At 61.3% G+C, this 18,442-nt stretch carries 15 protein-coding genes; 7 read left to right on the forward strand and 8 right to left on the reverse strand.

The features are described from left to right. Positions 1-4 precede the first annotated feature (4 nt). Genes A6A03_RS14745 through coaBC form a run of 5 tightly spaced genes read right to left on the reverse strand, consistent with a single transcriptional unit; the run spans position 5 to position 7,611 of the window. Positions 5-952: a glycosyltransferase family 2 protein gene (locus A6A03_RS14745; protein WP_245669006.1), complete on the reverse strand. Its 948-nt coding sequence runs from the start codon at positions 950-952 to the stop codon at positions 5-7. 6 nt (positions 953-958) lie between these two features. Next, positions 959-3,100, reverse strand: coding sequence for a glycosyltransferase family 39 protein (locus tag A6A03_RS14750; protein ID WP_066789825.1), 2,142 nt, complete (start codon positions 3,098-3,100; stop codon positions 959-961). Further along, the gene (locus A6A03_RS14755) at positions 3,073-5,289 is read right to left on the reverse strand and encodes an ArnT family glycosyltransferase (protein ID WP_066789829.1); all 2,217 of its coding nucleotides are present in this window, start codon (positions 5,287-5,289) and stop codon (positions 3,073-3,075) included. Before A6A03_RS14755 ends, A6A03_RS14750 begins: the two co-directional genes overlap by 28 nt. A 37-nt stretch (positions 5,290-5,326) precedes the next feature. Next, entirely contained in the window at positions 5,327-6,376 is a 1,050-nt protein-coding gene (locus tag A6A03_RS14760) for an SH3 domain-containing protein (protein ID WP_066789831.1), read from the reverse strand. Further along, the gene (gene coaBC / locus A6A03_RS14765; protein WP_066789833.1) at positions 6,376-7,611 is read right to left on the reverse strand and encodes a bifunctional phosphopantothenoylcysteine decarboxylase/phosphopantothenate--cysteine ligase CoaBC; all 1,236 of its coding nucleotides are present in this window, start codon (positions 7,609-7,611) and stop codon (positions 6,376-6,378) included. Before coaBC ends, A6A03_RS14760 begins: the two co-directional genes overlap by 1 nt. A 180-nt stretch (positions 7,612-7,791) precedes the next feature. On the opposite strand from coaBC, the gene A6A03_RS14770 reads away from it, so the two are divergent. The 7 genes from A6A03_RS14770 to A6A03_RS14800 all read left to right on the forward strand — a co-directional run bounded on the left by A6A03_RS14770 (position 7,792) and on the right by A6A03_RS14800 (position 14,727). Beyond that, complete coding sequence (locus A6A03_RS14770; RefSeq protein WP_066789835.1) at positions 7,792-8,433, forward strand: redox-sensing transcriptional repressor Rex; 642 nt, start codon at positions 7,792-7,794, stop codon at positions 8,431-8,433. Positions 8,434-8,512: 79 nt separating this feature from the next. Further along, on the forward strand, positions 8,513-11,092 hold the full coding sequence (locus A6A03_RS14775) for a M4 family metallopeptidase (RefSeq protein WP_066789836.1): 2,580 nt from the start codon (positions 8,513-8,515) through the stop codon (positions 11,090-11,092). A gap of 79 nt (positions 11,093-11,171) precedes the next feature. Further along, a complete protein-coding gene (locus A6A03_RS14780) occupies positions 11,172-12,104 on the forward strand; it encodes a PrsW family glutamic-type intramembrane protease (RefSeq protein ID WP_066789838.1) in 933 nt (310 codons plus the stop codon). Between the two features lie 12 nt (positions 12,105-12,116). Then, on the forward strand, positions 12,117-12,722 hold the full coding sequence (locus A6A03_RS14785) for a hypothetical protein (protein ID WP_066789841.1): 606 nt from the start codon (positions 12,117-12,119) through the stop codon (positions 12,720-12,722). Continuing rightward, positions 12,719-13,138 carry a hypothetical protein gene (locus A6A03_RS14790; protein WP_066789843.1) on the forward strand — a complete coding sequence of 140 codons (420 nt, stop codon included), beginning with the start codon at positions 12,719-12,721 and terminating at the stop codon, positions 13,136-13,138. Before A6A03_RS14785 ends, A6A03_RS14790 begins: the two co-directional genes overlap by 4 nt. Before the next feature lie 175 nt (positions 13,139-13,313). Next, complete coding sequence (locus tag A6A03_RS14795; protein WP_066789844.1) at positions 13,314-13,505, forward strand: hypothetical protein; 192 nt, start codon at positions 13,314-13,316, stop codon at positions 13,503-13,505. Positions 13,506-13,575: 70 nt separating this feature from the next. Continuing rightward, a complete protein-coding gene (locus tag A6A03_RS14800) occupies positions 13,576-14,727 on the forward strand; it encodes an AOC03_06830 family ribosome hibernation factor (RefSeq protein ID WP_245669007.1) in 1,152 nt (383 codons plus the stop codon). A 269-nt stretch (positions 14,728-14,996) separates the two neighbouring features. On the opposite strand, the gene A6A03_RS14805 is transcribed toward A6A03_RS14800, so the two are convergent. The 3 genes from A6A03_RS14805 to A6A03_RS14815 form a co-directional block, all read right to left on the reverse strand. Further along, positions 14,997-15,722, reverse strand: a complete 726-nt coding sequence (locus tag A6A03_RS14805; RefSeq protein ID WP_066789846.1) for a hypothetical protein — start codon at positions 15,720-15,722, stop codon at positions 14,997-14,999. Then, complete coding sequence (locus tag A6A03_RS14810; protein WP_066789848.1) at positions 15,719-16,735, reverse strand: helix-turn-helix transcriptional regulator; 1,017 nt, start codon at positions 16,733-16,735, stop codon at positions 15,719-15,721. Before A6A03_RS14810 ends, A6A03_RS14805 begins: the two co-directional genes overlap by 4 nt. Before the next feature lie 260 nt (positions 16,736-16,995). Next, positions 16,996-18,342, reverse strand: coding sequence for a TIGR02710 family CRISPR-associated CARF protein (locus A6A03_RS14815; RefSeq protein WP_066789849.1), 1,347 nt, complete (start codon positions 18,340-18,342; stop codon positions 16,996-16,998). Between the last annotated feature and the right edge of the window lie 100 nt (positions 18,343-18,442).

The following is an 18,442-nucleotide window of genomic DNA, read 5'->3' on the forward strand; positions in this document are numbered from 1 at the left end:
CGCACTACTCCTCTTCAGCGATGCGCGGCGGGCGTTGGAAGCGGAGAGCGGCGACCTGCTCGGCATTCAGCCCGAACATAAAGATGATAATGCTGCCGACAAACAAGCCCACGGCTGAGTTGGGAATGTGGAAGCGCAGCGGATCGGTGATAAAGAAGCTGATCAAAAATGAGAGCAAGGCGAGCACTTGCATCGAGATAGCAACCGGAAAGTAGACGCGCAACGGCGCGAACAGCGAGACAATCCGCAAGATGATCAGGCCAAAGCGAATGCCGTTGCGCAAGAGTTTTTGCCCGCTCTGGCCGCCTTGCCGGCGTTGGCCCATTACCGGCACATAGCCAACGTGGTAGCCGGCCTTCAGCAGCGCCAGCGTGCTGGTCGTGGGGTATGAGTAGCGATTGGGCAGCAAATTGATGAATTCCATAATCACGTCGCGCCGCATCGCCCGGTAGCCGCTAGTCAGATCGCGCACCTCGGTTTCAACCAGATAGCTGCCCAGCGCGTCGAGCGCCCGGTTGCCCCAGCGCCGGAAGACCGAGTCGCCTTGCGTGTCGCGGGTGCGCGCGCCGACCACCATATCGTAGCCATCAGCAATGCCGCCTAACAGATCAGGGATATAGCGCGGATCCATCTGGCCGTCGGCATCCATGAGCAATACGACCTCGCCGCGCGCTCGCCGGATGCCGGTTTTGACGGCTGCGCCGTTGCCGCGGTTGACCGGATGCCGGATAACCCGCGCACCCGCGGCTTGCGCGACTGCCGCCGTCTCGTCACGCGAACAGTCGTCGACCACGATAATTTCGGCGGCAGGCAAGACGGCGCGCACCCGTTCGATCACGCCGGCAATGCCGTGCGCTTCGTTGTAGGCCGGAATGATCACGCTCACGGTAAACGGATAGTCGCGAACGGCTTCCGGCATGGCCTGCGACGAAATCTGCATCGGTTGCATCATATCCCTTTAGCGAATTGATATCTGCTGCACCATCACGCTCAACGGGCGCGCGTCGGTGTTGTCCGGCAACGATTGGTAAGGTAAAAACGTCGGCGCGCTCAGACTGACCGTCACCTCGCGCATGCCCTGCATCTGCGCCGGCAATGGCAGATAATACACCCGCCAGCCCCCCGGCGCAACTGTGATGGGTATGCGTTGGTCGCCAATCGTGACCGTCAGCGGGGTTGGCGCCGGTGCGGCTAACCGCAGGGCCAGCACCTCATTGCCGGCGAGCGGCTCCGATAAGGGCAAGCGAATCGACCCTTCACCTTGCAGCCAGCGATAGGTTGTCTCGCCGGCGCGCTCGCCGAACGCAAATCCGTACAGATAGCCAAGGTCAAGGTCGTTGCCAAGCGTCAGGGTTCTGGTTGGCGCCGGCGTTAACCACGCAAACGCCAGCCGTTGCACATCTTCGCCAGCCTTCTCCTCAGTATCGCGCAATAATGTGGCGGCTGTCGCCGCATCGCCTTGCGCCCGCGCGATTGCCCCTCGCACCAGATTATTCCGGTGGGTTGGGTAATCGCCGATAACCTGCCCAGCCTCATCGTACCGCCCTTGCACCAGTAACCAACTGGCAAACTCGGCGCGGCCATCGGCAAAATCGGGATCAGCCGCCAGCATCGCTCGATACGCCTGCTCAGTCGCAGCCGTATCACCGCGCGCGATTGCCTGTTGCGCCGTGGCCCACGCTTGCTCGCGGGCAAAGCCGGCGCGAATAATTTGCGGGTAGTCGCGATAGCTGAAAATGAGCGCCGCAAGGAAGAGGCTGGCCGCGAGACCGGCTAACGCAAAGCGATCCCAGCGCAACGGTTGTTGGCCGATTCGGGCCAGTGTCGCTGACCCATACAGCGCGAACCATAGCCAAACCGGCAGCAGGTAGCGCGGCTCGACGTGGATCAGCATTACCATCAGACATGTATAGCCGATCCAACCGAGGGCCACGAGGCGAAACGCACCTTCGCGAGGCCGGCCAAGGAACGTAAACGGCGCCGCGAGAACGGTCGCCATCCAGATCATATCACCGATCAGGCCGGGCAACCATATCTCACGAAGAGGCCGGGTAAAGAAACTGGCCTTGACAAAAAAGTCTTCGATGAATTGCGCTTTCCAGATATGATGAAAGTGCGGCCAGAGATAGCGCGTAAACCGCCACGGCTCGGTTTGGATGATTCGCCGCAATTCGGCGCTCACAAACCGTTGCCGCTCTTCTTGGGGCAACCGAGCTAAAACTGCTTTCGCTTCACCTTCACCACGTCCCTCATGCACCGCATCGCTCATCGCGATCCAGAGATTAACCGGGCCGAGGGTATCAATCAGAATAATATCGCGGTAGAGAATGTAATTGCGGATCGTCCACGGCGCAATCGTCAGCGCAAACGGCAGCAGAAAGGCGAGCAAGGCGAGCACGACTTGCTGCCGGCGACGCTGGCCGGCGGCGCGCCACGCACTGATCGCGATAAAGAGCACCGCAAACGCGGCGCCGTACAAGCCCGGCGAGCGGGCCAAGGCTGCGAATGCCAATGTTACGCCGGCCCCAATCAGCCAGCGCAACCGCCGGTCATCACGCCAGCGCACGAGCAGCCACGCATGAATGACCAGCATGTCGAAAAAGAGCGGCTCGCTGAGAATGAGCGCCGGCAATTCGATCATCGGCATCCAGCCCGCGAGGATGGCAGCAAAGATAAAGCCGGTGCGCTGATCGAACAAGCGCCGCGCCAGATCGTAGCCAAGCGGAATGAGCGCCAATGACAAGATGACTTGGACAGCGCGAATCAGGGCAATGCCGATAGCCGGATCGCCGAACCATAACCCGATCCGTAGCATAGCGGCGAAGAAGAAGATATGGCCGGGCGGACGCACGAGCCATGAATTATCGACGTATTCACCGGTGACGGCAAAGCGGAGGGCGCGCACGTAATAATCGCCGTCATCGGCTGCCGAAAAGCGCGGATCGATCTGGTTGACCGCAATAAACCAGAGCCGCAAGGCGAGACCGATCACGATTAGCACCCCGATGATCACGGAGGGTTGTCTCACCGCTTGGGCCAGCTTGATGCGCCGCCAACGCGGCGGCTCGATCGCTATGGGTTGGGTTGGTGAATATTCCATAGGCTGCTTGTACCCTCATTCACCGCTGGACGAGATCCTTGCATCGTATAGAGCGTGAACCGGCCAGTGCCAATCCGGGCCGCATCCGGCTGCGGCAGCGGCGGCGGCCCTTGCGCATTATCCCACAAGAGGTAATCGGCGCGCAGTGCTTGCAATTCGGCATACGTCACCGTGACCGGCACCCGCCGGTCGATCAGGTGCGCGATGGCCGAATATTTGGCCAGCGGCAGCCGGTCGGGGATGGCGGCGACGAGACTCGCACCCGTGGCCGGCACCATGCGTTGCACCAACTCGACCGCAGCCACTTCATCTGCCGGCTGCGCCGCCAGCACGGCTCTCACTCCATTGGCCGGGCCGGGGAGCAGGATGGTGATGATAACCAACGTCGCCAGCAAGAACGAGCGTTGGCTCCCCCAAAGCTGCGCCAAGGCCCACGCTGCGGCAACAGCGTACAGCGGCGCCAACGGCAAGAAGAAGCGCGGCAAGATGAAGGCGGTGGCAATCGCCGCTACGTACAACCCGATCAAGGCAATCAATGCCAGCCAACGCCGGTCAGCGCGATTGCGCCACGCTCGCCACCCCGCTGCCACGATCCCGCCGATCGCCAACCAGTTCGCCGGCCAACCCAACAAGCGCAACTGATCGGCCCGGCCAAACTCACTCACATCTTCAGCGCCGGCGCCGAGAAAACCCACGATATTGCGGCCCCAGTTAGCCAGAAAGCGCACGGGATCGCGCCCAACCACTTCTACTAGACTAATGCTATTGGGAACCTCATCCCAGCGCTGCCAGTCAGTGTTGGCGTAGACCGCCAGCCAGATATTTTTCGCCTGCTGGTTGAACAATGGTTGGCCGGTTTGCACCGTATTCACCACCACCTGCGGCGCTGCCGCCAAGGCAAATCCTACCACAAAGCTGAGTGCAGCGCGCTTCCCGCCGCTCAACCAGAGCGCGATGCCCCCCCACAGCAGCAAGATCAAGCCGGGATGGCGGATGAGAAACGCGGCGCCGGCCAGTATGCCGGCAAGGAATGCGATCGGGCGCGACGATCGCGCCTGCGCGTGCAAGGTTACGGCCACCGCTAACGTAAAACAGGCGGCAAACGGCATATCACTGCCGATCAGCAAACCATATTGCGCCACCATCCCGCTCAGCGCCAACAACATTGCCGCCAGCACTGCCGGAGCAGGTGGGAGCAAGCTGCGCGCCAGCAGATAGCCGGCGCCGATCAGCACCCCGCCGCTCACGAGCGCAATGAGGCGCGCGGCGAGAAAGGCGTTATCGCTAGTCAATGGCCGCATCAGCCAAAGCACGAGCGGATAGCCGAGATGGTAGAAGCCATCGGCTTGAAAGATGGTTGCCAACGTGTCGCGAGTGGCAAACACTCGAAAATCGTTCTCGACGCCAGGCCGGGCCAGCGTGACATGCGCTTGCATCGCCGGCATCAGCCACGCCATCCAACCAAGCGCGACGGCAAGCGCGAGCATGGGCAGGCTCCAGCGCGGCCAAGCGGCGCTCAGCCGCGGCCATTGCCAAACAACATAACCAGCAGCGATCACCGCTACTGTCACTGGCGGCAGATAGAGCAAGGGATACGGGCTAAGGCGGTAAAATAGCAGCCAGAGGAGACCATACCCCACGACTACGGCCAGTACGAGCCGCCACGATCGCTGATGCAAGATCATCCCGGCCAAGGCGCCAATCAACGCCGCATACCCCAACTGCGCAGGATACGGCAGCAACGGCGGCATGGCGCTGATCGTGACCTGATCCAACAAGATGCGCGCATCGGTAGCGGGTGAAGCGAAGCGGATCACCACATCCACCGCTTTCGTCCAGCCACCGGTGATAGAGACCGTATGCTCTTCCCAATCACCGCGAGCGAGCAACTGAAGCGGCGCTTCGTCATTCACCTGTACCGTCAGCGGCGTGCCAGCCGGCGCCTGCCACCGGAACGTCACTATCACCGGCGCACCCATCTGCGGCAAGCGCAGCGCCGCCGCCGGCAACACCCGCCGCACCGTCCCATCAGCGCCGGTCATCCCGGATTCGGCTTCGCTGAAGCCTTGCGCCACTGCCGCGTCATTGCGGCCAATGTCAAACGTGCGTTGCACCGGTGTTTGGCTAAAGAGGGCAATGACCAGAACGGCCATGATCGCACCGGCCAGCGCAGGCTTCAGGGTTGGCATAGCGATGAGCGATCTCACAAGATCCGGCCCTCACCCATTACGGTGTCGCCGTGGGGGCAGTGAGCGGTAACGGCTCTTGTACCGGCACGTCTGCCGATGGCGGTGAAACCAAGGCCCGGTTCACCCAACCGGCGCCGCTGCCGTCAGGATTGGCAATAAACGAGTCGGGACTGCGCCGTTCGCCGAGCCTGATCAGATACCACTGGTCATTGGCGGTGCGGGCCAGAAAGATGATCTCGTCACCGGCATTAATGCGCCCGATCGGCTGGTTATTGGTGCCCGGCAACGGGCGCACATTCGCCACTTGCAACGCCGTGCCGGTGATCGGCTGCGCCACTGCCGGCGCCGGAGTTTGGTTGGCCGCCGGCGTGGGCCGGCGCGGGGTCGCGGTCGGGCGCGGCGTCGGCAGCACAAGCGTCGGCAATTCGGTTTGGCCGGGCACGTAGCGGCCAAACTGATCCAATTCGTTGCGTAGCGCGCCGATGACCCCAAACGCTAGCGCTACCGACAACAAAAAGATCACACTCACCACAGCCAGCTTGATTAATTCGAGGCTCTGCGCCCAAATGCTGCGCCGGCTCAGCAGATCGAGCGCACTCTGCGCGGCGCCGGCGACCGATTCGCCCCAACTGGTGCGGCCTTGATCCGAACGGGCCACTTCGCGGAGGGCCAGCAAGGCCCGCACATCCCCAACTTGGGTCAACGCGCGCACCGCCCCCCAGCGCACATTGGCGTTCTGATGCTTGAGGGCGGCAATTAATGGCCCGGTTGCCCGGCCATCGCCAATCTGGGCCAGCGCTTCCGTCGCGCGATAGACGGCTAGCCACGGCTGATCGGGGCCGACAACGTTGCATAATGCCGGCACCGCCGCTGCCCCTATGGCAACAAGCGCATCAACCGCTTCGGCATGGCGCGGATGGGCCGGATCGCCAAGCGCGCCAATCAGCTCGTCAATCTCAGCCCGCGAGGCGGGGCGTTCTGCCGGTGGGGCTGATCGCGGCAACCGGGGCGCGGTCAAGCGCCGGGTCGGGCGCGGGGTTGGAGTAGGTTCAGGCGGCGATTGGTTTGGTTGCGGTTCAGTGGTCATCAGTCTGCAATCTCTCCGGCACGTGGCTGGCGCGTCAGCAGCCACTGCTCAAACCGGGCTACGATCAGATCAAGCAGCGTGGCCGCCGCTTCAGCTTTCAACTGCCGCGGCAATTCCACGGCCTGCTCACCATCAAGAACGGTCAGGGCAATCTCAGGTTGGCCGATGCTGGCGATGGCGTCGTTGGCAACGATCAGATTCAAGCCTTTCCGTTGCAGCTTGCTGCGGGCATTGGCCAAGAGATCATGCGTTTCGGCGGCGAAGCCAACCTTAAAGATATCGGTGCGGTGCGCTAATTCACCGACGACATCAGGATTCTGTACCAGTTGCAGGGTCATGCCTTCATCGCCATGTTTCTTAATCTTCTCAGCCGCCATCTGCGCTGGGCGAAAGTCGGCGACTGCCGCATTCATGATCAAGATATCGGCGTGGGCACACGCGGTTTGCACCGCCGCGCGCATTTCTAAGGCGGTCTCAACGGCAACACACGTAACGGCCCGTGGCGGCGTGAGCGCCGTTGGCCCGCTAATCAGCGTCACTGTCGCACCCAGATCACGGGCGCGTTCGGCTAGCGCATACCCCATTTGGCCCGACGAGCGGTTGCCAAGGTAGCGCACCGGATCGATCGGCTCACGGGTGCCGCCAGCCGTCACCACCACGTGACGGCCCCGCAGCGGCCCATGGTGGCGGCCCAGCAAAGCGCGAATTTCAGCCAGCAGATCGGCTGGTTCGGGGAGGCGACCGCGGCCAACCACCGGTTCGGCCATCCGGCCCACCTCCGGCTCCACCACGTAAGCCCCGCGTGCGCGGAGCGTGGCCACATTCGCTTGCGTCGCCGGATGCTCGTACATCGAAGGATTCATCGCCGGCGCAATCAGCAATGGCGCACGTGTCGCCAGCACAGTGGTGGTGAGCAGGTCATCGCACAGACCAGCGGCCAACCGGGCAATGGTGTTGGCCGTCGCCGGCGCGATCACCACCGCATCGGCCCGCATACCAAGGCTCACATGGCCAATCACCCCGTCTTCAGGCAAGCTCCACATATCGGTCAACACTGGCCGTCCAGTGAGCGCTTGAAACGTTGCCGGGCCGACAAACCGCTCGGCGGCTTCGGTCATAATGACATCAACCTGCGCCCCAGCCAGCGTGAGATCGCGCGCCACTTGCACGACTTTGTACGCGGCAATACTGCCGCACACGCCTAGTACAATTCGTTTGCCCGCCAGCGTATCCATACCATTTCCGTCATTCAGGCCGACTCCCTGCCGGCGCATTGTAGCACATGTAACGCAACGCTACAGCTACGCGCGGTGTAGCGTACAATGTTCGCTAAATTATGTGATAAAAGCGCTTGCGGAACCGATAAGCTTGTGCTACACTTCACAACACTCTCCCCGAACCAATGGAGGACTTTCGTGGAGCGTTCTGATTTACCACCTGATGTTGTCATCCGGCGACTTCCTCTCTATGCACGGAGCTTGCGCTACCTGCTCGAAGAGGGTATTCACTCCGTCTCTTCCCAAGAGCTTGGTGAACGGATCAATGTCACCGCCGCCCAGATCCGCAAAGACCTTTCGTATTTTGGCGAGTTTGGCAAGCAAGGCATTGGCTACGATGTCGAGAAGTTGTTGCAGCACATCGAGCGCATTCTTGGCATCAACCAACATTGGCCGGTCGTGCTGGTTGGCATTGGTCTGTTAGGACAAGCGATTGCCCGCTACGAAGGCTTCCGCACCGAAGGGATCGAGATTGTTGCGCTCTTTGACTCTGATCCGGCCAAGATTGGCCAGCAAGTCGGCGAGCTGGTCGTGCAAGATTTTGCCAATGTGCGGCGCGTTATCGCTGAAAAGCACATTAAGCTGGCGATTATCGCCGTGCCGGCGCTGCAAGCGCAGCGCGTCGCCGATGTGTTGATCGAAGCTGGCGTTCGCGCGATTCTGAGCTATGCACCGATGATTTTGCAAGTACCCGAAGATGTCTGGGTGCGGTATATCGATCCGGTGGCCGTGTTGCAAAGTATGACCTATTACCTCGCCCGCGAGCAACCGCCCTCGTAGGGCCGCACGGCGGTGCGGCGCACGGCAATGCGGCCTCGCAAGGCATCTGTTTGCAAACCGCGTAGCGAAAGGAATGCGCGTGCTGGCAAGCCTCAAGCGACACCGGTTCGGAGCGCTGATCAGCGGGTTGATGGCCGCCTTGCTGGTCGTGCAATTGTGGCCGGTTGCGCCGGTTGAGTTTGCATTCCGCCCTCTATTCGCGCCGGTTGCGGCCCACGCCAGCCATGCCTTCACCGCCTTAGCTGCTCGCACCACCACACCGCTGCTCGCCGCATGGGATGCCCGTACCGGCATTCCGACCTTTCTTGTTCCCGCTACACCTGATGGCCGGTTGCCCTACACCCCGACCGCTGCCGAAATCGGCGACCCGCTCGCGATTGCCCGCGGTTTTCTCGACCGCGAACGCGCACTCTTTGGCCTGCGCAGCGTCGCCGCCGAGTTGCGCCCGTTACCGCCCGAACCTGATCGCCAGCTCGGTTTTCACCACATCAGGTTTGAACAGGTCGCCAACGGTGTCCCCGTCTTTGGCCGCCGGTTGATTGTCCATCTCGATCCAGCCGGGCAGGTGGTGGCGGTCAACGGTCACTTCGAGCCGGGGATTGCAGTCGAAACCCAACCTGCAATCGCGCCGCAAGCGGCGATGACGATTGCGCTGGGCCATATCTGGCAAGAACTGGAGCCGGACGAGCGGATGCGGGTGCAATTCACGCCGTTGCCCGATCGCACCAGCTTGATGATCTACGTCCGCGCCGATGGCCATGCGGTGCTGGTCTGGTCGGTGCGCGTGCTGACCACTGCGCCGCTCGGCGAGTGGCAGGTGTTTGTGCATGCGCGGCGCGGCAGCGTCGTGCATGCGATTGACCAACTCGCTGGCGCGAAACGCCGCCGCACCTATACCGCCAACAATACCACCCGCTTGCCCGGTCGCTTGCTGGCCGAAGAGGGTGAATTGCCGCGTGACGCAATTGCGCGCGCTGCCCACGAGGGGGCCGGCAAGGTCTACGACTACTACTTCAATACCCACCAACGCGACTCGTTCGACGGTCGCGGCGGGGCAATGGTCTCAACCGTCAGCTACGGCAGCGATCCCGAAGATGCCGATAATGCGGCATGGATTAGCGAACTCAAGCAGATGATCTATGGCAACGGCGGACGGCTCTTTCGCCCGTTGCCGTACGGCCTCGATGTGATTGGCCACGAGTTCACCCACGGCGTGATCGATGCGACGGCACAGTTGATTTATGAAAACCAATCGGGTGCGCTGAACGAGTCGTATGCCGATGTATTTGCGGTGATGATCGACCGCGACGATTGGCTGATCGGCGAGGATGTGGTGAAGTCGCCGCCGTATCCGGTTGCGCATCTGCGGAGTATGGCTGACCCGACGTTAGGCGGACGCTATGACGCGCGCGATCCGCTGCGCAGCGTGGGCCAACCGGCCACGATGAACGAGTATGCAAACTTGCCCAATACCCGCCGTACCGATAACGGCGGCGTGCATGTGAATAGCGGCATTCCCAACCGCGCCGCTTACTTGCTCGCGCAGCAGATCGGGCGCGAGAAGGTGGAACGGATCTATTATCGCACCCTGACCCAATACCTCACACCGAGCAGCAACTTTGCTGATGCCGCCGCCGCCACTGCCCGCGCCGCCGCCGATCTCTACGGCCAGACCGAAGTCGCCGCAGTTCGCGACGCCTTTGCCGCCGTTGGGATCACCAGCACCGCCACCCCCGGCGGGCCGGTGGTGCAGCCGCCGGACACCTTGCCAAACACACCACCCATGCCGCCGGCAGCACAGAGTCTTCCCCCCGGTTGCAGCGACCTGATTGTCAATGGCGGGTTTGAAGCTGAAGGTGGTTGGGAACAGGTCACATCGCTTGACGCCTCGTTGATCGACCCTGAATTGCCCCGCAGCGGTAAACGCAGCGCATGGCTCGGCGGAACCGATCAAGAGAGTTTTCAGCTCATCTATCAAGATGTCCGTATTCCGGCTAACGCCACCAGTGTTGAGTTGCGCTATGCCCGGCTGGTACATTTTGAGCTCAGTGGTATCGCCGGTCTCTTTGCCGGTGAAGCGTTCTTCTCGGTCGTCATTGCCGATACCCGCACCAACCCCCTTGCTACCGTTGAGCGGATTCAATCGAGCGATGGCGATGATACGTGGCGCGACCGGCGCGCCGATGCCAGCCAGTATGCCGGCAAGACGGTGCGTATTGTCTTTGCCGCTGAAAATCCGCGTGGCAATATCAGCAGTATGTTTGTCGATGATGTTGCGTTGATCGTTTGTACCACCGGCAATGCGCCAAGCACACCGCCGGTCAACAATAACGATCTGGTCTTTTTGCAAGGCACGATCAGCGATGCCGACAGCGGGCGCGGTGTGCGCGGCGCGCAGATCTTCATTCTGAAACCGGGCATCACCGCGCGCCAAGCCGCTGCCGATGACACCCTCACGCCGGATGAGGTGTTGACCATGGCGATCGCCGATGACAATGGCGGCTTCCGCACCGAGCAGCCGGTGTTGCGCGGCCAGAGTTATAGCGTGATTGTGGTGGCGCGCGGGTATCGTACGATCTTGTCGGATGGCGAACTGCGGATTCCGGCCACGGCAGCCAATCCGTACCGGGTCGATGCCCAAATGCGCCGGTCGCGGTAGTAGGGGCAGAGCATGCTCTGCCTTGGGGGCGGAGCATGCTCTGCCCCTACCGCGACCGTTATTGCAAAGAACACATTTTATGTCAAACGAACGCTTTGAATGTTGCATCTGCCACCAACCCCAATCACCGCCCTACCACATCCTCGGCGGGAGGGTCTATTGCGCGCACCATTATGCGCTGGTTAACAAACCGCACCGTGGTTTTTGGCAGGCCAGCCTCATCCAGATTCTCGGTATGGCTGCGCTCAGCGCGCTGCTGGCATGGTTGGGCAACGCCATCGGCCCGCTCAGCGGGTTGCCCCTGCTCGTGGCCGGCATTGTCTTGTCGGTAGTGCCGGCGGTACTGTGGCTGATCTTCTTTTATCGCCAAGACCGGCTCGAACCAGAACCGAAACGCAATATTGCCGCCGTCTTCTTCACCGCACTCTTGCTCACCGATGTGATCGGACGGCGGGCCATCGAAGAGTGGTGGCGCGTCAGTGAATGGGCCGCTGCCGATACGACCACATCGCTGCTGGCGGCGCTCTGGATCTTGGGGCCGCTGCGGCAGGTGATCGCGTATGTCGCCGTGCGCGCCATGGTCTACGCCACCGATGAATTCGATGAGCGGATGGATGGGATTGTCTACGGCACGGTCGCCGGTCTCGGCGTGGCCACCCTGCTCAACCTGCGCTACGTGCTGGCCAGCGAAGGGGTGGCGTTAGCGCCGGGGGTGATCACGACCGCCACCACGGCGCTGGCGCAGGCCAGCTTTGGCGGGTTGATGGGGTACGTGATGGCGGAAGCGAAATTTAGCCATCGCCCGATCTGGTTTGTGCCGCTTGGCTTTGCCGTCACCGCGGCGCTGAACGGTTTGGTGAGCTGGCTGATCGCTGAAGTGAGCGCCGTCGGTCTCACCGTCGATCCGTGGCGTTCACTGGCGCTGGGGGTGGCGGTGGCCTTGATCGCCTACCTCACCTTGATCGCGCTGATCCGGCGGAGCGTGATGGTGACGTTGCAGCAGTCGTCGTAGCGAGGAGCAGCTATGATCGGGCAGATTGGCAATGAACGAGTCTGGCGTGTGCGGCTCTGGAATAAAGACCTCGGCGTGGCGCTGGTCACGGCGCTGGCGCTGCTGGCCGGCACGTTGCTGATGTGGCGCACCGAGACAGCCACTCGATCGTTTGAGAGTCCCGACGCCACCCTGCGCCTCGCCTATCCGGCCCATTGGGTCAGCGTCGACTCGCTGAGTGACGTGCTGTTGAAGGTGGAAGACCCGCAAACGGCGAGCCTGTTCAAGACTACGCTCAGCGTTGAACAGCGCGACATCGATCCAGCCAATCCACCGACCTTGCAAGAGCTGCTCGACCGCCGGGTCGAAGATCGCAGTCTGCTGACCGGCTACCATTTTCTGGGTGAAGCCGAGACAACGGTCGCCGGCCAGCGCGCAATTGCGAGCGATTTTGCGTATGTGGTGCAACCGATCGACGAGCCGCGCCGTCCGGCGTTGCCGGTGGTCGTGCGAGCGCGCGAATATATCTTCGTCACCGCGAACCATTCGTTCTATCTGACGCTGGCCGCTCCCGCCGCTGAGTTTGACCGGCTCGAAGGCGCGCTAGCGCGGATTATCGCTTCGGTGGAGGCGCCATGAGCATTCCTGATGAGCACGGCGGCTGGTCGCTGGGTGAGCATCTTGCTGACGGCAGCGACGCATCATTGCGCGCACCAGCCCTGCCCCGGCGCGCGTTGCTGATGGTGAGCCGCAGCGGCGGCCTGCGCTTCACCACCCGCACCATCACCATCTACCACAACGGCTTGGTGATCAGCGACGATCCCTCCCGCCGGCCACACACCCTCTCGCCGCAAGCCATCAGGCGCCTCTACCACACCCTCTTGCGCGCGCGCCCCTGCCGTCTCCCCCGCCGCAGCGAATCATCGCCTGACGGTTATGTCTACTCATTCCACACCCGCATCGGTGAACGCATCTGCCAGTTTGAAGTCGTCACCCACAACGCGCCGCCGGCAGTACGCGCCCTCCTGCGCTTGGTGCAGCAAGCCGGGTTATAAACGCCGGCGGCCATCCACGGCAATGCCGCGTGCGGAGCATACCGGCAACCGCGATTAGTAGCCAAGCTTGCGATTCACCCCTCTTGACAAACCGTTGCCTTGTTATTATTATTTTTGATAACGATATTAATAACGCAACTCCAATAAGATTCCGGCGCTCAAGGAGAACCCATCAATGCCATCGAAAAAGACCATCAAAGAAGTCGGTTCGGTCATGCTCGGCTTCATCTTGGGCCTGTGGCTCCATTATCTGTACTCAACCGGCGGCTGGGACTTGCTCGCTGCCGAGTGGTGGAAGGGAACGCTTGTACTGGGGATTCTGCTCGTGATCTTGCTCACGTGGGATCGGCTACCGCTCAAGCGGTAGGCTGAGCAGCAGGGCCACCTCCTCGTGATCCGCGGCAGCTAGCTCCTCCCAACGGAGCCTATTTCGTGGTATGCTGCCGGTAAGCGCATCGCGTGGCAATGATCGCCGCGCATTGCCCGATCACGAGGAGGTGATTATGAATATCAACGATGTGAAACTCTTGCAATCGATCCGCAGCGATCCCGCACTGACCATCACGTTACCCACCCACCGCACCTCCCCCGACAACAAACAAGACCCCATCCGGGTCAAGAATCTGGTTACGGCTGCCGCCAACCGGTTGACTGACACCTACGGCAAGCGCGCCGTCGAACCGATCCTGCGCCGGCTTGAGGCGCTGGCCGGCGACATCGATTATCGGTACACGCTCGACGGATTGGCGCTGTTTGTCAATCAAGACACTTCATTTCTGTTTATGGTGCCATTTCCGCTGAAAGAGCGGGTGGTGGTGGATGAAACGTTCTACACCCGCGATTTGGTCTACGCGCTCAACCGCACGCCGCGCTATTGGGTGCTGGCCCTCAGCGAGAAGCCAACCCGCCTGTTTGAAGCCACCCGCGAGACGTTGCAAGAAATCCAGACCGGCGGCTTCCCAATGACCCACCTTGGGCCGGGTGGTGCGCGCGGCATTCCCAACGATCCGGCGATCAACCAGTCGGCCTACCGCGACGAGCACCACCGCATCTTCTTCCGGCAAGTAGACGAAGCCTTCGCGCCGTTTATGGCCGGCGATCCGTTGCCGCTGGCGCTGATTGGGGTCGATCGCTACCTCGCCTTTTTCCGCGAAGTGAGCAAGCACAGCGACGCGATTGTCGCCACGCTGACCGGCAATTACGATACGGCTACTGCCCATGATCTTGGCCGCCTGATCTGGCCGTTGGTCGAAACCAACCTGCACCACCGCAGCCAGCACGTCTTGCGCGAGCTTGAGGCAGCGGTAAGCGGGCAACGCTATTGCTCAACGTTAGGGGAAGTGTGGCGATTTGCTCACGAAGGTCGCATCGCAACCTTGTTAGTCGAGGAAGACTACCACCAAGCGGCACTGGTTGATGAGAGCGGCCAACGCTTGACCTTCATCGATGAGCCAACCACGCCAGAAGCCCTCGATGACGCAGTGGATGAGGTGATCGCGGCGGTGATCGATCGCGGCGGCAAAGCGGTCTTTGTGCCGAACGGCTCCCTCCAAGCGCACCAGCGGATTGCGGCGATATTGCGGTATTAGGGTCGTTACCCTCTGTCATTGCGAGGGAGCGGCGGTCCGACAGACGGGGCGCACTAGACCAACGGTATACCGGGCGCGTCGTGATCCTCTGTCATTGCGAGGGAGCGGCGGTACCCAGCGCGGATGGGTGCCGCCCGACCGAAGCAATCTCCCGCTTCAGCGCAACCAATGGCTTAGTGGGTGTCTCTCCCGCGAGAGTGGGAGATTGCTTCGCCGCGTGCGGGCAGAGCAGCGCTCTGCCCCTACGGCGGCTCGCAATGACATTCGGATCACAACCACACCTTCATCAACTCGCCCTCGCTGCGCTCATCAACCTTGCCATCTTTGATCTCGGCCAACACATACTGCATCGGCACGCCATACTCGCGGCACGCCAGCACTGCGCCGGCGCTCATGTGTTTGGTGCCGCCGGTAATATCAACGATCACCTGATCGATCAAATCACCAGCTTGATCAAACGCTTGCACCACCGCCCGATACGCCGCTGGAATATCGAAGGCGCTGTCGAGCGGCACAATGGTGATCTGAACCGCGTCATTTGCCTCTTGCCGAACCTGATCGCGCAACTGGGCAGCCTTCTTTTCGGCTTCGTTGGTCGCAATCAACCACAACCGGCGCAGCTTGCCGGCTTTCAGGTGAGGCGCAATCGCCGCCGGTTCAGCACCGCCCTGTCTGGCGCTGACAAACACGATCAGGCCGGGGTAGGCGCGATCGAGTTTGACCGCATCGGCCAGCCGGTTGCGCTGGCGCCGGCGCAGGTTAAACCAGAGCCAGAGTATGAGCGTAATCGCGACCAGCAATGCGGCAGAGAATACGGTGATCACTGCATAGAGCAATGCGTTTTCGCCGCCCAACACGTCTTGCAGCAGCTCAACCAGCAAATCGTAGAGCGCATTGCCAAGAATGGCAAACACCATGGTACCGATCAAAAAGAGCGCCGGCACCTCTGGATCGTTGATACTCGCGAAAATCTCTTTCCAGCTCCGGCGGTTCACGGATAATACTCCTGCATCTGTTGCACGCTGGTGCGCATCATCTGCACCAGTTCAGGCGGTTCGAGCACGCGGCAATGTTCACGGTAACGGAAGAGGATTTGGCGCGCTTGCCATAGATCGGTAGTCTCAGCAGTGATTTCAGCGCTGCCATCGGCAAAAAAGACCACTGTACTGCCGGGAAACCAGAGGGCAATGTCGCGCTGTTGCGCTACCGGTGGCGCCAGCCAATAGCGCACCTGCCACACTCGGCGCGGCGGCGGCGCCGGCGGCATGCGGCCCGGCTCGACCATCAACGAGCCGGGGACAATCCGATCCACCCGGTAATTGACGTAGCGGTTGACAATCTCAGCATGCGGCCCGGCCAGACAAACGGCGTCGAGGTAGGTATGGCCGTCGCGCACCAGCAGATGGTACGGCGCAACCCGGTGCTCTTCCTCGATCTGCGCCGGGCTATGGGTCGAACGGTAGCGAAAGCGGAGGTAGTGCCGGCCCAAGTTCCGGCGAATGCGTTCGAGCATAGTTGGATCGGGTTTGGAGGTCATCGCCGGCGTTTCGACACTCACGTGCGGCCCAGCATGCTCAAACACCACCCGCCGCTCGGACGGCAAGAGTGCGATAATCCGGTCAAGCAGTCCTTGTACCGATCGTGCGTTAGGCGTGATCGCGTCGGCAAACAGTGTTACCAGAAAACTGAGCGTATCCAATTCAGCGTCGGCCAGATCGAGCAAGGCCAGCTCGCCGTAATCAACTAGCGTGTAGCGGCCATTGCGCACCCGTTTGATCGTGCAGCCGAAGAGGTTGCGAATCTCGGCCAGATCATGGTTCAGCGCGATGGTAGCGTTGGCCGGATAGATATCGTGGTCAAACGCGCGGCGGGCATCGTCGATTAATTCTTGCGCGGTCGCTGGGCCACGCACCAACCGGCGCACCAGCCACAGCCGGCGTTGGAAGGTTAGCTTTGAACTGCGGCGAATGCCGCCGCCGCGTCCTGAAGACGGTTCTTGTTCGGCCATACGCACCTTTTTCCTTGTTGATTGCGCGCCGTTGCCGGTGTCGGATTAAGGAGAGAGGGGGAGCCGCTGATGGCGGGCAAGGAGTGCAGGAGCGGAACGCAGCAGCGCCCCTCTTCCGCGTTGCGGGAGAGGGGGAGGGGGTGAGGGTACACTGGCACATCGCAACGCCATTAACCACATCTGCGCTCATTGTGTTCTGTCCGTCCTTGAACCCCGCCGGGAAAGGAACTGAGCCGATACCAGCCGCTCACAATGCCTCTTCACACCGTCACAAACCGGTACAGCGCCTCCCAGTCGCTGCGTGACCGCTGCCCAATCGCGAAGAATTGATCCAGCAATTGCTCAACCACCGTAACGAAATCACGATATTCAGCTTCGCTAATCTGGCGGAAGCCGTGGGCGAGAATGCTCTGATTGCGGGCGCGTGAGCGACGGCGAATCTCAAGTGGTCTTACGGATTCCATTAAAGGATCGTTGAGCGCAGCTAACAACAAATAGCCGTTAAGAAGGGTTATCGAACTGTACGTCCCATCACGATTTGGTTGCAACCCCCGTTCACGAAGACCAGTAGCGCGTTCGATCTGCCGGTAACGTTGATCCAGATTCGGCACCCGTTTCTTGAGCGTATCCAAATCAGGCTCTTCAGCTAATACCCCATGCGTCGCCAACCGGTGTTGGCTTATCAGTTCGAGACACCGGTATCGCAACAAGGCGGCTGTATCGTAACGCTGCTGCGCTTCGCGGCGCAAGGCATTGGTATGCAACGAACCAAGCAGCGGCAGCACAGCATCGAGGTCTTGCAAGGTAGCAAGGGCGCGGGCCGGCTGCGCCATGGCGCCGATGGTTTGGACGAGGCGCGCTAACGCGGCTTGCTGGGCTTGCAAGGTATGATGATGCACCGCCAGTTGCCCCGGCAACGGCTTACTCAACAGGCGCTGCAACGTCTGCGCCGCGGCCTGCAGATCAAACGCTTCCCATTGGGTGTAGGCGATGGCTAACTGCGCTAAAGCGGCATACGTCACTTGATCCGGTTCCGGCACCCGTCGGGCCAGATCGGCGTAGATCCGCGCTGCGCTCAGGTAGTCATAGGTGTTGAAGGCGCGAGCAGCTTCCTCTGCTTCGAGATCGCCGAACACTTCATACGGATCAGGCGGATCGATCAGGCGCTGCGTGCCCGGTACCGGCTTATTTTGCTGATAGTCGCTCTCGATGTAGATCGTGCCGAGATCGAGCGCATAAGCCGCTTTGGCCAGTCCTACCGACATAACCTTGGTGCCGGCGGTTAAATCAACGAGCATTTGTTCGCGCGGCAGATCAGACCACTTTCCGATGATCGTGCGCAATGCGCGATAGACCTGTTTAATATCGGTGTAATGGACTTCCTCGCGCAACCAATTCGGATCAGGCGACAGCTCGATCTGCTGCGCCACTCGTTCAGGGAAGGTATTCGTTTCCGGCGTCAGCAGAAAAGCGACTCGCTGCGGTTGCAGCGCCGCCAACAACAGTGCAGCAGTATCGGTTTGGCCGCTGCCGGTGAGGATTAACGCCATCGCGCGCCGGTCGCCTACTCGTTCGCAAAAGAGACGAAGTTGTTCGTTGAAGTCCATTGTTGTCTCCTACGGCATATCACGTCACTGGCGGGCCAGCGGCCCGCGCCCCATCCTCCACCCGGCGCGCGGGCGGCTCGCCCGCACCTATTACCGCCGG

It is taken from the genome of Chloroflexus islandicus (assembly GCF_001650695.1).
In the GTDB taxonomy this organism is placed as follows: Bacteria; Chloroflexota; Chloroflexia; order Chloroflexales; family Chloroflexaceae; genus Chloroflexus; species Chloroflexus islandicus.

Excerpts from the sequence above, each read along its gene's own strand:
- A6A03_RS14745 (WP_245669006.1), bottom strand. The coding sequence starts at position 952 with ATGATGCAACCGATGCAGATTTCGTCGCAGGCCATGCCGGAAGCCGTT.
- A6A03_RS14750 (WP_066789825.1), bottom strand. The coding sequence starts at position 3,100 with ATGGAATATTCACCAACCCAACCCATAGCGATCGAGCCGCCGCGTTGG.
- A6A03_RS14755 (WP_066789829.1), bottom strand. The coding sequence starts at position 5,289 with ATGCCAACCCTGAAGCCTGCGCTGGCCGGTGCGATCATGGCCGTTCTG.
- A6A03_RS14760 (WP_066789831.1), bottom strand. The coding sequence starts at position 6,376 with ATGACCACTGAACCGCAACCAAACCAATCGCCGCCTGAACCTACTCCA.
- coaBC (WP_066789833.1), bottom strand. The coding sequence starts at position 7,611 with ATGGATACGCTGGCGGGCAAACGAATTGTACTAGGCGTGTGCGGCAGT.
- A6A03_RS14780 (WP_066789838.1), top strand. The coding sequence starts at position 11,172 with ATGTCAAACGAACGCTTTGAATGTTGCATCTGCCACCAACCCCAATCA.
- A6A03_RS14785 (WP_066789841.1), top strand. The coding sequence starts at position 12,117 with ATGATCGGGCAGATTGGCAATGAACGAGTCTGGCGTGTGCGGCTCTGG.
- A6A03_RS14790 (WP_066789843.1), top strand. The coding sequence starts at position 12,719 with ATGAGCATTCCTGATGAGCACGGCGGCTGGTCGCTGGGTGAGCATCTT.
- A6A03_RS14795 (WP_066789844.1), top strand. The coding sequence starts at position 13,314 with ATGCCATCGAAAAAGACCATCAAAGAAGTCGGTTCGGTCATGCTCGGC.
- A6A03_RS14800 (WP_245669007.1), top strand. The coding sequence starts at position 13,576 with ATGCTGCCGGTAAGCGCATCGCGTGGCAATGATCGCCGCGCATTGCCC.
- A6A03_RS14810 (WP_066789848.1), bottom strand. The coding sequence starts at position 16,735 with ATGGCCGAACAAGAACCGTCTTCAGGACGCGGCGGCGGCATTCGCCGC.
- A6A03_RS14815 (WP_066789849.1), bottom strand. The coding sequence starts at position 18,342 with ATGGACTTCAACGAACAACTTCGTCTCTTTTGCGAACGAGTAGGCGAC.